The organism is Belliella pelovolcani, assembly GCF_900156785.1.
In the GTDB taxonomy this organism is placed as follows: Bacteria; Bacteroidota; Bacteroidia; order Cytophagales; family Cyclobacteriaceae; genus Belliella; species Belliella pelovolcani.
This window is the reverse complement of the sequence record NZ_FTOP01000012.1, coordinates 58,534-73,710: the sequence shown is the minus strand read 5'-3', so window position 1 is coordinate 73,710 and position 15,177 is coordinate 58,534. Positions and strand designations below refer to the sequence as shown.

General features: G+C 40.3%; 15 protein-coding genes. 14 read left to right on the top strand and 1 reads right to left on the bottom strand.

Features of this window, described 5'->3' with window-relative positions; translation table 11 throughout:
* Positions 1 to 140: 140 nt before the first annotated feature.
* The 7 genes from BW935_RS13315 (at position 141) to BW935_RS13285 (ending at position 7,586) form a co-directional block, all read left to right on the top strand.
* Positions 141 to 821, top strand: coding sequence for a succinate dehydrogenase cytochrome b subunit (locus BW935_RS13315; protein WP_076502226.1), 681 nt, complete (start codon positions 141 to 143; stop codon positions 819 to 821).
* A gap of 48 nt (positions 822 to 869) precedes the next feature.
* Positions 870 to 2,804: a fumarate reductase/succinate dehydrogenase flavoprotein subunit gene (locus BW935_RS13310; RefSeq protein WP_076502224.1), complete on the top strand. Its 1,935-nt coding sequence runs from the start codon at positions 870 to 872 to the stop codon at positions 2,802 to 2,804.
* A gap of 27 nt (positions 2,805 to 2,831) precedes the next feature.
* Entirely contained in the window at positions 2,832 to 3,581 is a 750-nt protein-coding gene (locus BW935_RS13305) for a succinate dehydrogenase/fumarate reductase iron-sulfur subunit (RefSeq protein WP_076502222.1), read from the top strand.
* Positions 3,582 to 3,789: 208 nt separating this feature from the next.
* On the top strand, positions 3,790 to 5,214 hold the full coding sequence (locus tag BW935_RS13300; RefSeq protein WP_076502220.1) for a sodium:solute symporter family protein: 1,425 nt from the start codon (positions 3,790 to 3,792) through the stop codon (positions 5,212 to 5,214).
* A 10-nt stretch (positions 5,215 to 5,224) separates the two neighbouring features.
* Positions 5,225 to 5,665 carry a GNAT family N-acetyltransferase gene (locus BW935_RS13295; RefSeq protein WP_076502314.1) on the top strand — a complete coding sequence of 147 codons (441 nt, stop codon included), beginning with the start codon at positions 5,225 to 5,227 and terminating at the stop codon, positions 5,663 to 5,665.
* A 139-nt stretch (positions 5,666 to 5,804) separates the two neighbouring features.
* Positions 5,805 to 6,878, top strand: coding sequence for an alanine racemase (locus tag BW935_RS13290; protein WP_076502218.1), 1,074 nt, complete (start codon positions 5,805 to 5,807; stop codon positions 6,876 to 6,878).
* 105 nt (positions 6,879 to 6,983) lie between these two features.
* Positions 6,984 to 7,586: a porin family protein gene (locus BW935_RS13285; protein WP_076502216.1), complete on the top strand. Its 603-nt coding sequence runs from the start codon at positions 6,984 to 6,986 to the stop codon at positions 7,584 to 7,586.
* Between the two features lie 51 nt (positions 7,587 to 7,637).
* On the opposite strand, the gene ruvC is transcribed toward BW935_RS13285, so the two are convergent.
* Entirely contained in the window at positions 7,638 to 8,216 is a 579-nt protein-coding gene (ruvC, locus tag BW935_RS13280; RefSeq protein WP_076502214.1) for a crossover junction endodeoxyribonuclease RuvC, read from the bottom strand.
* Between the two features lie 21 nt (positions 8,217 to 8,237).
* Here ruvC and BW935_RS13275 point away from each other — a divergent pair, with 21 nt between their 5' ends.
* From BW935_RS13275 to BW935_RS13245, 7 genes are all read left to right on the top strand, one after another.
* On the top strand, positions 8,238 to 9,344 hold the full coding sequence (locus BW935_RS13275; RefSeq protein WP_076502212.1) for a glycosyltransferase: 1,107 nt from the start codon (positions 8,238 to 8,240) through the stop codon (positions 9,342 to 9,344).
* A gap of 268 nt (positions 9,345 to 9,612) precedes the next feature.
* Positions 9,613 to 9,864: a hypothetical protein gene (locus BW935_RS13270; protein ID WP_076502210.1), complete on the top strand. Its 252-nt coding sequence runs from the start codon at positions 9,613 to 9,615 to the stop codon at positions 9,862 to 9,864.
* A 9-nt stretch (positions 9,865 to 9,873) separates the two neighbouring features.
* Positions 9,874 to 11,085: a PP2C family protein-serine/threonine phosphatase gene (locus BW935_RS13265; RefSeq protein ID WP_076502208.1), complete on the top strand. Its 1,212-nt coding sequence runs from the start codon at positions 9,874 to 9,876 to the stop codon at positions 11,083 to 11,085.
* 2 nt (positions 11,086 to 11,087) lie between these two features.
* The gene (locus tag BW935_RS13260; protein ID WP_076502206.1) at positions 11,088 to 11,714 is read left to right on the top strand and encodes a polysaccharide deacetylase family protein; all 627 of its coding nucleotides are present in this window, start codon (positions 11,088 to 11,090) and stop codon (positions 11,712 to 11,714) included.
* A 26-nt stretch (positions 11,715 to 11,740) separates the two neighbouring features.
* Entirely contained in the window at positions 11,741 to 12,826 is a 1,086-nt protein-coding gene (locus tag BW935_RS13255) for a glycosyltransferase (protein ID WP_245802701.1), read from the top strand.
* Positions 12,827 to 13,000: 174 nt separating this feature from the next.
* Entirely contained in the window at positions 13,001 to 13,780 is a 780-nt protein-coding gene (locus BW935_RS13250) for a TatD family hydrolase (protein WP_076502202.1), read from the top strand.
* Positions 13,777 to 14,856: an asparaginase gene (locus tag BW935_RS13245; RefSeq protein WP_076502200.1), complete on the top strand. Its 1,080-nt coding sequence runs from the start codon at positions 13,777 to 13,779 to the stop codon at positions 14,854 to 14,856. The genes BW935_RS13250 and BW935_RS13245 overlap by 4 nt, the downstream gene beginning before the upstream one ends.
* The last annotated feature ends 321 nt before the right edge of the window (positions 14,857 to 15,177 follow it).

Sequence of the window (15,177 nt, the reverse complement as noted above, 5' to 3'; positions counted from 1 at the left end):
AAGAGGCCTATTTTGAGGCTCTATTTAGAACGTTTTAAAATAAGTTCAAACGATTGCGCTTTGATTGTTTGCTAAACTTTCCACGTGTAAATTTGAGCCCAAAGTATAATCTGTAAACATTCTACATCTAATCAAAAAATATGAGCTGGGTATCTAAGACCTTAAGTAGCACATTGGGCCAAAAATTATTGATGGCTCTCACTGGATTATTTCTAATTTTATTCTTGGTAGTACATTTAGCAGGTAATCTTCAGTTATTGTTCCCTGATGGTGGGGAATCATTCAATAAGTATGCAGCCACCATGGCTAGCAATCCTTTTATCAGAGTAGTTTCTATCGGAAACTTTGCCTTTATCCTCCTTCACGTCATCTACTCTATCATCTTAACTAGAAGAAACAAGCAATCCAGACCGGTTGCTTATGCTGTTTCTAAGGCATCGACCAACAGTGTTTGGGCGTCTAGAAACATGGGGATTTTGGGTACCATTATTCTGATTTTCCTAATTGTCCATCTAAAGGGATTCTATTATGAAATTAAGTTTGGTTCTGTTCCTATGACTTCTTATGAAGGAGTGGAATTCAAGGATGTGTATGCCATCGTTGCTAATGCCTATGGTAACATACTTTATGTGGCATTTTATGTTTTGAGTATGGGTTTCTTGGCCTTCCACTTATCACATGGTTTTGCGAGTGCATTTCAGACCTTGGGTTTGAATCACGTGAAATATTCTCCATTGATCAAGAAAGTTGGTTTGGGTTTTTCGATTTTGATACCCGCTTTATTTGCATTGATACCCTTGGTGATGTTTTTTCAAAACTAGTAGCCAGTTTAGTAGTTAATTAAATGAGAAATTAAAATCAAAAGATCGATGATACTTGATTCCAAAATACCAGAAGGCCCATTGGCTGATAAATGGACCAAACATAAATTCAATGTCAAGTTGGTCAACCCTGCCAACAAAAGAAAATATGATGTGATTGTAGTAGGTACTGGGCTTGCCGGAGCCTCTGCTGCTGCATCACTCGCAGAACTTGGGTACAATGTGAAAGCATTTTGTTTCCAAGATAGCCCTAGAAGAGCACACTCTATCGCCGCTCAGGGTGGTATCAACGCTGCAAAAAACTATCAAAATGATGGCGACTCTGTCTACAGACTTTTCTATGATACCATCAAAGGTGGTGACTACAGGGCAAGAGAAGGTAATGTGTACCGACTAGCTGAAGTTTCAGTAAATATCATTGACCAGTGTGTAGCGCAAGGTGTACCTTTTGCAAGAGAATATGGAGGATTGTTGGCCAACCGTTCATTTGGTGGAGCACAGGTTTCTAGAACTTTCTACGCCAAAGGACAGACAGGACAACAATTGCTTTTGGGCGCTTACTCTGCTTTGAGTAGACAAGTAGCCAATGGTAAAGTGAAGCTTTATCCAAGAACTGAAATGATGGATGTGGTGATGATCGATGGCAAGGCTAGAGGAATTGTCACTAGAAATCTAATCACAGGAGCTATTGAATCACACAGCGCTCATGCAGTATTGCTTTGTACTGGTGGATATGGAAATGTATTCTTCCTTTCGACCAATGCTATGGGATCTAATGTGACTGCTGCATGGAGAGCGCACAAGAAAGGTGCTTTCTTCTCCAACCCATCATTCACTCAGATTCACCCAACTTGTATCCCTGTATCGGGTGATCATCAGTCTAAATTGACTTTGATGTCTGAATCATTGAGAAATGATGGTAGAGTTTGGGTACCTGCTACTGTAGAGACTGCTGAAAAGTTAAGAAAAGGTCAAATCACTGCAAATGACATCAAGGAAGAGGATAGAGACTATTATTTAGAAAGAAAATATCCTTCGTTTGGAAACTTGGTACCGCGTGATGTGGCCTCTAGAAATGCCAAATATGTATGTGATGAAGGAAGAGGGGTAAACGAAACTGGTGAAGCAGTATTCTTGGATTTCAGAGATGCTATCAAAAGAGATGGTAGAAATGTGATCGAGGCAAAGTATGGCAACCTCTTCGATATGTATATGCAAATCACTGGTGATAATCCATACGAAGTACCGATGATGATCTATCCTGCTGTACACTACACCATGGGTGGCCTTTGGGTAGATTACAATTTGATGACAACTATCCCTGGTCTTTATGCACTTGGAGAAGCTAACTTCTCTGATCATGGTGCCAATAGACTTGGAGCTTCTGCTTTGATGCAGGGGCTTGCTGACGGTTATTTTGTAATTCCTTACACCATTGGAGACTATTTGGCTTCAAATTCAGCTGATAGAATTCCAGTAGATCATCCAGAATTCAAAAAAGCTGAGAAAGAGGTAAGCGATAGACTTCAGAAGCTTCTGAGCATCAAGGGAGAGAAGACTGTAGATTATTTCCATAAGAAGCTTGGTAAGATCATGTGGGATTACTGCGGTATGGCCAGAACAGAAGAAGGCTTGACTAAGGCAAAGGCCATGATCAAAGAATTGAAAAAAGAATTCTGGACCAATGTAAACGTATTAGGTTCCAATGAAGAATTGAATCTATCATTGGAGAAAGCAAATAGAGTATCTGACTTCTTAGAATTGGGAGAGCTGATGGTAGATGATGCGCTTCACAGAAATGAATCTTGTGGAGGTCACTTCAGGGAAGAATACCAAACTCCTGAAGGCGAAGCTCTGAGAGATGATGAAAACTTTGCATATGTAGCAGCCTGGAAATATTTGGGTGAAGGACAAGAAGAGGAATTGCACAAAGAGCCTCTTGTGTTTGAAAATGTGAAGTTGACCCAAAGAAGTTACAAATAATAGAAAAGTATTAAACTCATCTGAGCTATGAATTTAACCTTAAAAATCTGGAGACAGAAAAACAACGCCGACAAAGGTGATTTTAAAGAATATAAAATTTCTGACATTTCTAAAGACATGTCTTTCCTCGAAATGTTGGACGTATTGAACGAAAACTTGTCTGAAAAAGGGGAGGATCCAGTTCACTTCGATCATGATTGTAGAGAAGGTATCTGCGGAATGTGTTCCTTGTACATCGATGGGAAGCCTCACGGTCCGCAGCAGACGACTACATGTCAATTACACATGAGATCTTTCAGTGATGGTGATGTGATCACGATCGAGCCTTGGAGAGCAAAGCCTTTCCCAGTAATGAAAGATTTGGTGGTAGATAGATCAGCATTCGATAGAATCATCCAAGCAGGGGGGTATGTGTCAGTCAATACAGGAGGTGTGCCTGATGCCAACGAGATTCCTATCCCTAAGTCAATCGCTGACTTGGCGATGGACGCTGCTCAATGTATTGGATGTGGTGCTTGTGTAGCTGCTTGTAAAAATGCATCTGCCATGCTATTTACTTCTGCTAAAGTGTCACAATTGGCTCTATTGCCACAGGGACAAGTTGAAAGGAAAATCCGTGCAGAGAAAATGGTGGCTCAAATGGATGCAGAAGGTTTCGGTGCATGTACCAACACTGGTGCTTGTGAAGCAGAATGTCCAAAAGGTATCAGCATTACCAACATTGCTAGAATGAACAGAGAATACTTTTCTGCAGTAGTGAGCAGTGATACGCTGTAATACGAACAGTAGTAGTATATTTAGAAGAGCCGGCTAGTCCGGCTCTTTGCTTTTGATACCTGTTCATGGGATTATTAGAAGGCAAATTTTTAATATTTTGCTAATCTGCCAATTAGATTAGCGTATCCTTTTAGCCCCCATTGAGATTGCGTATCTTTAAGTTTATATCCAATTTTAATTTTAGTTAAACAAAGAAGAAAGGGAGCTCATGAATTACATCGACCTAGGCATATTTGTCGGGTACATGTTGGTCATGTTGGGAGTAGGGTACTACTTCATGCATCAGAATAAAAATCAAGACGATTATTACGTTGGTGGTCGAAACATTGGTAGTTGGCATATCGGGCTGTCGGTGGTGGCTACTGATGTAGGAGGAGGTTTCTCTGTTGGCTTAGGTGGCTTAGGTTTTGTGATGGGGCTCTCAGGAAGTTGGATGCTCTTTACTGGATTGTTTGGTGCTTGGTTAGCTGCTGTTTTTTTAATTCCAAGAGTCAAGCAGGATCAGGCATTTGGAGGGTTTTATACATTTCCTCAGATTTTCAATTTTCTATTTGACAAAAAAGCAGGTCTTGTAGCGGCAGCGATCTGTTTGATAGGCTACTTAGGTTTTACATCTTCCCAGCTCCTTGCAGGAGCGAAATTAGCAGCAGGGACATTCGAGGTATTAAGCATCACCCAAGCACTTTGGATCATGGGTGCGATTGCTGTAGTCTACACTGTACTGGGAGGGCTCAAAGCTGTGATCTACACGGATACGGTGCAATGGATCATCTTAATGCTTGGATTCATCTTTATTGGGCTACCTGTGGCTTATTATCATGTGGGTGGTTGGGAAGTAATCCGACAGACATTGCCACCTGAATTTTTTACCTTAACCAATTTGACTTGGCAGGATTTTGCCAACTGGGGAATTACCATTTTGCCAATTTGGTTTATTGGTATGACCTTATACCAAAGGATTTTTGCTAGCAGAGATACAGCTTCAGCTAAAAAAGCATGGTTTATCGCTGGTCTTTTCGAGTGGCCGATCATGGCTTTTATGGGAGTGTCTTTGGGATTACTTTCTCGCGTGGCATTTGAACAAGGCCTTTTGATTTTCGATGTAGAGAATTTAGATCCGGAGATGGGTCTTCCTGTTTTGCTAAGAACTATTCTTCCATCGGGAATTCTAGGTTTGATGATGTCAGCATATTTCTCAGCGGTATTGTCTACAGCTGATTCTTGCTTGATGGCAGCCTCGGGGAATTTAAGTACGGATATATTTGGTGGTTGGCTCAATCGAAAATCAGAGAAAATTCAAATTCGCTATTCGCAACTATTCACATTGATTTTAGGAGCCATTGCGCTAATTGTGGCTTTGCAAATGACCAATGTACTAGACCTGATGCTATATTCTTATGCTTTTATGGTGTCAGGTCTTTTGATTCCAGTTTTGTTTGGCTTGTTCTCTTCGAAGAAAGATCCATACGCCGCCTTGACTGCCATGCTGTCGGGAGGAGCTGTAACTGCCGGGCTTGGAATCCTTGATGTTGGCCTACCTTTTGGATTAGATCCAAATTTTTTCGGTGTTTTTACGTCTTTAGCAATGTATTTGCTTGTATACTACGGTAGAAAATCGATTCATTCAAAATAAAATTATAAATATGCTTAAAATTGAAACCCTATCAGCACTCGATCATGCAACCTACCTTCAGAAAAAAGAGATAGCAGATTTTCTTTTTACGCACCTAGAGCAATATGGAGATCCCATAGATGACATCATGAAATGTCTTGATTATGCACTCGATCAGGCTGTCGATAAAGGTGGATTTACTGTGATGGCAAGAGAAGGTAATCAAATTGTAGGAGCTGTAGTTATGAATAAAACGGGTATGTCAGGTTATATTCCTGAGAATATTTTGGTTTATATTGCTGTAGATGCTTCTCAAAGAGGTAAGGGAGTGGGCCAAAAATTAATGAAGACAGCCATCGATATGGCCAATGGTGATATTGCACTTCATGTAGAGCCGGATAACCCAGCTAGAAAACTCTACGAAAAATTAGGCTTTACCAATAAGTACCTTGAAATGAGGTTGAAAAAATAAGGCTAATTATGGGTTACTGATTAATATCTAACCCTGTAGCATAAGGATAATATCAGTAAATATTGGGAATAAGGTTAATCTGCTTCCAATTCAGACTTTTGCATCATACTATTTATCTATTCAAAACCAATAATAAATCATGGCATTTTTAAATTTACATAAAGGAAAACTCAAGGAGAATTTCGATTACCTCAAGGATATCTTCGAGGAAGAAAATATTTCTTGGGGAGTGGTATCCAAGCTTTTCTGTGGTAATAGAACCTATTTGAATGAACTGATCAGCTTAGGTGTCAGAGAAATTCATGATTCAAGAATCAGCAACTTGGCTAAAGTCAAGGAAATAGAGCCAAGTGTGCAGACGGTTTATATCAAGCCGGCATCCAAAAGGAATATCCCTAAAATGGTCAAATATGCAGATGTCAGCCTCAATAGTGAGCTCACTACTATTAAGTGGATCAGTGAAGAAGCTGTCAATCAAAATAAAAAGCATAAGATTATCATCATGGTGGAAACAGGAGACCTGCGTGAAGGAGTCATGGGTGATCACCTGATAGATTTCTATGCGAAGATTTTCGATTTACCCAACATAGAAATCGTAGGTCTAGGAACCAACCTCAACTGTCTCAATGGTGTGATGCCTTCAGCTGATAAATTGATTCAGCTTTCTCTATACAAGCAAATCATTGAATTGAAATTTAATAAAAAAATTCCTTGGGTCTCTGCAGGTACATCTGTGACCATCCCGTTGCTCCTGCACAAGCAATTGCCTAAAGGAGTCAATCACTTCAGGGTGGGAGAAACGCTTTATTTTGGTGTGGATTTATTTGAAGAGAAAGTGATAGAGGGGATGAATGGTGATGTTTTTGAGCTCTTTGCAGAAATTATCGAGATGCAGGAAAAACCCATGTTGCCTTCTGGCTCCTTGGCAGCCAATCCACAAGGCGAAGTAATTGAAATAGATGAAAGCTTATACGGGAAATCTTCCTACCGAGCAATCTTAGATATTGGACTGCTAGATGTAGATCCCAAATACCTGATCGCAGAGGATGGTGAGTTGGAAATATTAGGGGCAAGTTCGGATATGATCATCCTCAACCTTGGCCTTAATCCAAAGAATTACAAGGTGGGTGATACAGTTAAGTTTGGGCTGAAATACATGGGAGCCTTGAGTATCATGAACTCTAGCTATGTCGATAAAAAGATAAGTAGCTGATTGTCATCTTTGTAAAATAAGTTGAAGCCCGGATGACGACATTCGGGTATTTTTTTGGCATGGTCTTGGAGAACTTATTACTATAACCAACTATTATTTATTACTATGAAAAAATCCATTTTATTATTTGCAGTATTGGCATTGTTCACATTTGATATCAATGCACAGAATTATGATAGAAATGATGCAATTGGAGGATTCGGTATCAGAGGTGGTGCTAATTTTTTCAATTTCGGTGGGTCTGATGCTTCCAATAATGACTATGACAATCGCGTAGGTTTTCATGGGGGGCTTTATGCCAATATGTTCTTAGGTTCTAGAATTGCGTTGGAGCCCGGGGTGTATTACTCGATCAAGGGTACACAGAATGATGATTTTGCTAATAGCAGAGCAATTCTTAACTACGTAGATGTTCCTTTACTTTTAAGACTTTACCTATCTGATGGCTTGAATGTTTTTGGAGGTCCTCAAGCTTCTTTTCTGACAGGTTCAAGATTTGAAGGGGATTTCTTTGGGTCCTCATTCAGTTATGAAACAGATGCCATTACCAAAACAGACCTAGGTTTTGTTGTCGGTATAGGTTATAACTTGCCCAAGGGCTTGAATATCCAAGGGAGCTATGACTACGGAACTTCTCCTGTCTTCAAAGATTCAGACGCAGCTATCTATAACAGAGGATTTAAATTATCTCTTGGTTACAGTTTCTAATATACATCAAACCAATAAAAAAACCGCTCTAGAATCATAGAGCGGTTTTTTTTATAGGCCTTTCACTCGGTCTGGGTTTTCTTCTAAAAATGATTTCCAGCCAGCTGTTCTTCCCCTAGACTGAATCCTACCGTCGTGGAAATGATGACATAAAGCCACTGCTAATGCATCAGTCCCATCCAGGAGCTTGGGTAATTCCTTGATGTTTAAAAGGGTTTTGAGCATCTCAGCCACTTGTTCCTTGGAAGCATTTCCATTACCCGTGACGGACTGCTTTACCTTCTTTGGAGAATATTCCGTGATCGGGATTTCTCTTGCCAATGCCGCTGCCATGGCCACGCCTTGTGCCCTACCCAGCTTGAGCATGGATTGTATGTTTTCCCCATAGAAAGGAGCTTCAAGGGCTACTGAATCGGGATTGAATTCATCAATGATTCCAGTGACCCTTTCAAAAATCTTTTTCAGTTTCAATTCATGCGTATTGTACTTTTTGAGATGGATGACGCCAAATTGTAGTAAGCTGTACTTTTTGCCTTCAATCAGAATCAAACCATAACCCATGATGTTGGTACCAGGGTCAATTCCTAAAATTATTTTTTCCTTTGGCGCTTTTTTCTCTTCTTTACCCATCGCTGCAATTTAATTCAATTCATGATAATATTGGCTCTTTTTGTTGGGATAGTTTATGCCATTACCTTGCTACTACTCGCTTCAAAATGGTCGAGCGAGCAGGATATGTCTGGCACAATATCCAACATTCATTCAGTCAGCCTTTTGGTTCCTTTTAGAAATGAAGTAAATAATTTGCCTGAAATTTTCCACTCCATTGAACAACTCGATATGGATCACATGCAGGTAGTCTGGATCAATGACCATAGCGAAGATGAATCTTTGGAAATGCTTGTTGCTTTGATTGGCAAGCAGAGTAGTAGCTTCGATCATCTTGTCCTAACCTCTTCAGGAATAGGTAAAAAGGCTGCCTTAGAAACTGGCGTTCAGCGAGCGACTGGTGAAATTATCTTGACCACTGATGCGGATTGTGTTTTGCCTCGATATTGGGTAAAAGAGATGATTTACGGTTTTCAAAATACGGGTACACAACTTGTCGCAGGTCCTGTGTTGACTAAAAGTGGAAATTCTTTTTTTCATAAATTTCAACAGATTGATTGGGCAAGCATCTTATTGGTATCCAATTTTTCTATCAAAATGAAGCAGCCCTTGATGTGTAGTGGAGCAAACTTGGCCTACCGTAAAAGTGCATTTATCGCCGTAGAAGGCTATGCAGGGAATAGAGCAGTCGCATCAGGTGATGATGAATTTCTTCTCAAAAAAATAACCAGTAAGTACGGAGCATCTGCTGTAGTATATCAAAATAGCCCCAATTGTTTGGTAATGACCAATGCTCATAAGGATTGGGCATCCTTATTTGACCAAAGGGTTAGATGGGCATCTAAGTGGAAAGCGCATAATAGGTTGCATGCCTTGTTTTCTTTTATGCCAGCCCTTTTACAGCTATTTTGGTTAGGAAGTTTTACTTTGACTTTTATTGATTTTACTTGTGGGTTGATAGCTTTGGGTATACTCTGGACAATGAAGTTGATGGCAGAATGGATAGCATTGGGTAAAGTATTGAAGAGTTTAAAATACGAAGTACCAATGCAGGCTTTGTTAAGGACAAGTATGATACATCCATTTTATGTGATCTTCACTGTAGTCAAAGTATTTGGAGGAAATTATCATTGGAAAGGTAGGGGATAAGAGTAATTTCCAGATTTACTTCGAGTTTAATCCAGCTTTATACTTTGTTATGTATATCCGCTTATTGGCGCGTAGCCGAACAATTAATGATAGAATGAACGATTTCAATTTCGTTGACTGTTGTCTGTTGATAAGTATTCGCATAATGTAATGCCTTATTTTTTATAACATGAAACATTGCGGATACTCATATACTTTATCTTAAATTTTCTAATTTAACCTTATTGAATCATCAAAAAGCCATAATTTAGCGATTATATACTTCAATATGACAGATAGAGAATTTGATTTGATTGACGAGCTGTACTTTGTTCAGCATTACACTTACCTCAAAGAGGTATTGGGTTGGGAGGATGAAATACTCCTGAGTACCTTGCAATCCCTTTTTGAAAAAGAATATATCAAATGTCTCAAAGAACCTGACTTGGAAATTTTCACCAAGATCGACCTAATGGCTTCAGGCAAGGAACTCTATTTTCTGGCGACCAAAAAAGGATTGATGAACCATCACGCACTATAAAAATTCCCCTTGACTTCAGAAACGCTCAAATATCAAAGAAAAGAATTGGAATTGAAGGCCTTGCTGGAGATCACACAGGCTATCAATGAAAACAAGACCTCCTCTGTTCTTTTAAATATATTCAAATTCACTTGCTTGGTGCATTTGAATATCAGATCCATGATCCTTTACGTAGCAGATCAGGAAGGCTATGCCCAAAGTATAGCACATGGTATCAAAGCTAAAGTCCCTGATAAAATCCCTTTGGATAGTGTAAAAGATGACAAGGAAAGTGGAGCCTTAAATATCATCGTGGAGGAAGGCTATTCCTTTGCTGAATTGGAAACATACCTGCCCGTTTATCACAAGGATAAAATGCTCGCCATTCTTTTTCTCAAAAAGAAAGATGATTCCCTAGAGCTAGACCTTGATTTTACGCAAGCATTGACCAATATCTTGGTAGTAGCTTTGGAGAATAAGCGCTTTGCAAGGAGACAATTGGAGCAGGAGCGATTGAAGCGAGAAGTGGAGATAGCATCCAATGTGCAGCGGATGCTATTTCCTGCCAATCTACCAGATGGGGGGAAGCTCAAAGCGAAAGTGACCTATATACCTCATTCTACCGTAGGAGGAGATTATTATGATCTGATTAGAAAGTCTGAAGATGAGGTTTTCTTTTGTATAGCCGATGTGTCGGGTAAAGGAATGCCAGCGGCATTGCTCATGTCCAATTTTCAGGCAGCTTTGAGAACTTTACTCAGAAGTACCTCCGATCTGAAAATGATCGTGGAACAATTGAATTACACTATTTTTGAAAACACCAATGGAGAGAAGTTTATTACCTTTTTTTTGGGGTATTACAATTACAAAACCAGAGAGCTTTCCTACATCAATGCGGGGCACAACGCGCCAATTTTGTGTTGGGAAGGGGAGATGCGAAGCGAAAAACTTGGCGCTGGCACCACGATTCTTGGGGCTTTTGAAGCCTTGCCATTTATGGAAGTCGGACATCGTGCTCATTTGAAAGGTTTCAGCATACATCTCTATACAGATGGCTTGACCGAGAGCTTCAATGAGGCAGGAGAGGAGTATGGAGATGAGCGCTTTGAAAAATACATCAAAACACAACTTTGTGTAGATCCAGAAATTTTCCACAAAGACTTTTTTGAGGAATTAGATAGATTTTCGAATGGAAAAGAGCGCTCTGATGACATCACCTTGATGAGCCTTAGATTTCAATAAGCATGATCATTCACCATATACCCTTTTTCTTTCCTAAGATATTCAAAGAAGTCACCTGGAATCGGGATAGGAAAGTCAATAAAATCTACTTGACATTTGACGATGGACCTGTACCAGGAGTGACGGATTTTGTCTTGGAGCTATTAGCAAAAAGAGGAATGAAAGCGACCTTTTTTATGGTTGGAGATAATGTACGTAAACATCCTCAGCTAGCCAAAGCTGTTCAGAGCCAAGGTCATGGTGTAGGCAACCACACTTTCCACCATGTCAATGGTTTTAAAACAGCCGATGCGCTTTACCTTGAAGAAATCAAAGCTTGCCAAGAAATCATCCAAGAGATACTGGATATGGAGGTGAAACTTTTTCGTCCACCTTACGGCAGGATCAAGAAAAGTCAATTCAAGCAAATTGACGCATCCCTGGAGTTGGTCATGTGGGATGTCTTGACAGGAGATTATGATCAGCGACAATCACCAGAAAAATGTCTGGAAAAGGCCATCAAGTATACGCGGAATGGTTCGGTAATTGTATTTCACGACCAACAGAAATCTCTTCCTATCTTGAAATCCATGCTCGATGATTATTTGTCGTATCTTCAAGATGCAGGTTTTGAAACAGCTTTATTATAATGGTCGCGATAGAACTAATTTGTGTAATGCTTTTACTTTGCCAGAATTTATTCCTGGTTGTTTTTTTTCGTACAAATTTCAGATCATACCATCAAAAAGAAGCCCAAGAACTTCCTCAAATCAGTATTCTGATCCCTGCAAGAAACGAAGCTGGCATCATTCGTCACTGTCTGCAAGCACTTGAGCAATTGGATTATCCCACAACAAAGCTTCAGGTAATCCTAGGCAATGATCAGAGTATAGATGATACTGCTGAGATCATAGAAGCATGGGTTGCAGAAAAGCCTTATGCTTCTTTGGTCGACATTGTGCCCACTGTTGCTGAGAGAACTCGAAAAATCAATGGAAAAGCCAATGCCTTGGCACAGATGGGTGATTTTGCCACGGGTGAATACCTGCTTTTTACTGACGCAGATTGTATAGTTCCTACTTCCTGGGCCAAAGAAATGGTACTAGCAGTACAGAGCAGTGAGCAAATTGGCTTCGTTACTGGTGTGACTTCAGTGCAGTCTCTAGGGTTTTATGCCAAGATGCAGGACTATGACTGGCTCTTTACCCTTGGGATGGTCAAGGTGTTATCAGATCTGGGACTATCAGTGACGACTATGGGCAATAACATGCTGATCACCAAAAAAGCCTATGACGCCGTAGGAGGCTTTTCTGGGCTGAAGTTTTCCCTTACCGAAGATTTTGAAATTGCACAGGCCATTCAACAGAAAGGCTTCAAAGGGATTCATCAGGTTAGCGATCAAAATCTGATCACCACTAAGGCGCAGCCCAATCTATTTAGCCTGCTGGAGCAGCGCAAACGCTGGATGCATGGAGCGATGAAGTTGCCACTGACCATCAAAGCACTTTTGGCTTTGCAGGCTCTATTTCTTCCATTGGTGATCTTATTGATTGTCAATTATACATTTTTAGGCTGGCTGTTTTGGTTGACAAAATGGTCCATTCAGTCATATTTTATCTACCTATTCAAAAAGAAAATCTCACAAAAGGCGAACATCCTAGCCCTGATCTTCTTTGAAATTTATTACTTATTTACAGCTTGGACCACTATACTTTACTATTTTTGGCCATCCAAAACAAACTGGAAAGGAAGAAAGTATTGAAGTGTGAAGGAGTCTATAGGAGTTTGAAAGTTGGAATAGCTTGTCCGCCGTGGCGGATTTAATAGTATTAAGGTATTAAGTTATTATTCTTGAATTGTAGGCCATTTCCAATCACCCTCTCAACACCAATCCAAAATCTCCCTGATTTCTCGGGACTAAAATCTAAGATCTCAAATGCATCAATTCTCAGATACGCACGCACACATATATTCTAGCAAATATGAATCAGACCGAGAGGAGGTGATTCGAAGAACCTTTGAATCAGGTGTAAGTAAGATCTACATGCCCAATGTGGATGTGGAGACCATCGATGCCATGCTGGAAGTAGAGTTGAATCATCCTGATCAATGCCACCCCATGATGGGACTACACCCTTGTGATGTCAAAAAGGATTTTGAAAAAGACCTTTACATCATGGAAGACTGGATCAATAAGCGGGAGTTTGCAGGGATTGGGGAGACAGGCTTGGATTTATATTGGGATAAGACCTTCTTTGAGCAACAAAAGGAAGCCCTCAGGATTCAAATACAATGGGCAAAAGACAAAGAGTGGCCGATCATCCTGCATTGTAGGGAATCCATGGATGAGACCATCGCCATCATACAAGAATTGAAAGATGATCGATTGAGAGGGATTTTTCATTGTTTTACGGGTACAGTTGAGCAAGCAAAAGCCATCATCGATCTTGGTTTTCTTCTGGGAATCGGAGGCGTATCTACCTACAAAAATGGAGGGCTTGATAAGGTTATTCCTGAGATAGGATTAGCACACCTTGTATTAGAAACTGACGGACCGTATCTTGCCCCTGTACCCCATAGAGGAAAGAGAAATTCCCCGGAATATATCCCAATCATTGCCCAGCGTGTGGCAGACCTTTGTGAAACCAGCCTAGAGGAGGTTTCCAGAATCACCGAAACAAATACCCAAAATATATTTCATCGTTTTCAGCCATGAATTATAAAATCGTAAGACTGAATACTGCTGCAAAGAGCGAGATTACTAGCTCTGTTTTGATCATTTACACAGGGGGAACCCTGGGAATGGCTTATGACGAAAGTGGTGCCCTTGTTCCATTCAACTTTGGGCAGATCTTGGAGAAAATCCCCACCTTGACTAGTATGAATGCAGCGATTACAGTCATCTCCTTTCCCGAGCCTATTGATTCGTCCAATGTCAACATGCAACATTGGGTAGATATGGCTTATATCATTTATGAAAATTACGATAGCTATGATGGTTTTGTAGTACTTCATGGAACAGATACCATGGCCTACTCCGCATCCATGATGAGTTATATGCTCCAAGGTTTGAGCAAGCCAGTGATATTCACAGGAGCGCAGTTGCCCATCTCTGCCATGCGTTCCGACGCGCGGGAGAATTTGATGACTTCCCTAGAGATTGCTACGGCAAAAGCCAATGGTAAGCCTATTGTGCCCGAAGTTTGTATTTTCTTCAACCACATGCTTCTCAGGGGAAATAGATCTAAGAAAGTACAAAGTGTGCATTTTGATGCCTTCGAATCTGAGAATTACCCTCCCTTGGCCGAATCGGGAATTGTGATAGATTATAACTATGCTTCAATCAAACCATTTGAGGAAGGGAAGAAACTCAAGTATTTCAATCAATTGGATAACAATGTCATGGTACTCAAACTATTCCCAGGTATTACCCAAAACATCATGGATAGTTGCTTTGCGACAAAAGGATTGAGAGGGGTGGTTTTGGAAACCTATGGCTCTGGAAATAGTCCAAGTGAGCGTTGGTTTATTGAGTCTTTGGAAAAAGCAGTAAAAAAAGGGCTAATTATCCTTAATGTGTCTCAATGCAATGGAGGCAGGGTGATTCAGGGTAGGTACGAGACAAGCAAAGACCTCAAGCGCATTGGTGTCTTGAGTGGAGGAGACATCACCACGGAGGCTGCCATCACCAAATTGATGTTTCTTCTCGCTAATGAAAACAGCGACTCCGAAATCCGAAGAAAGCTCATCCAACCTATAGCAGGAGAGATGTCCTTGACTGCTCAGGTTTAAGTTGAGCTAATCAAGAAATAAGGTAATATTTATCAGTTATAAAGGAGAAATACGGGTTACTAAAAATTTGAAATCCCCAATTTCTTGATGAATTGTGTAATCGTGTAATCGATTAAAACTCTGCACAATTAATCAATTACACAGTTACCCAATAACTAATCCCCCAATAACTAATCCCCAATAACCACTAATCCCTAATCCCCAATCCCCAATCCCCAATAACTAATCCCCAATCCCCTAACCTCCAGTCCGATCCAATCTTAAGTAAAGAAAATATGGGTCAATGTTTGCTTAGGGTAGATTTTATAATTTTCTTTGCAC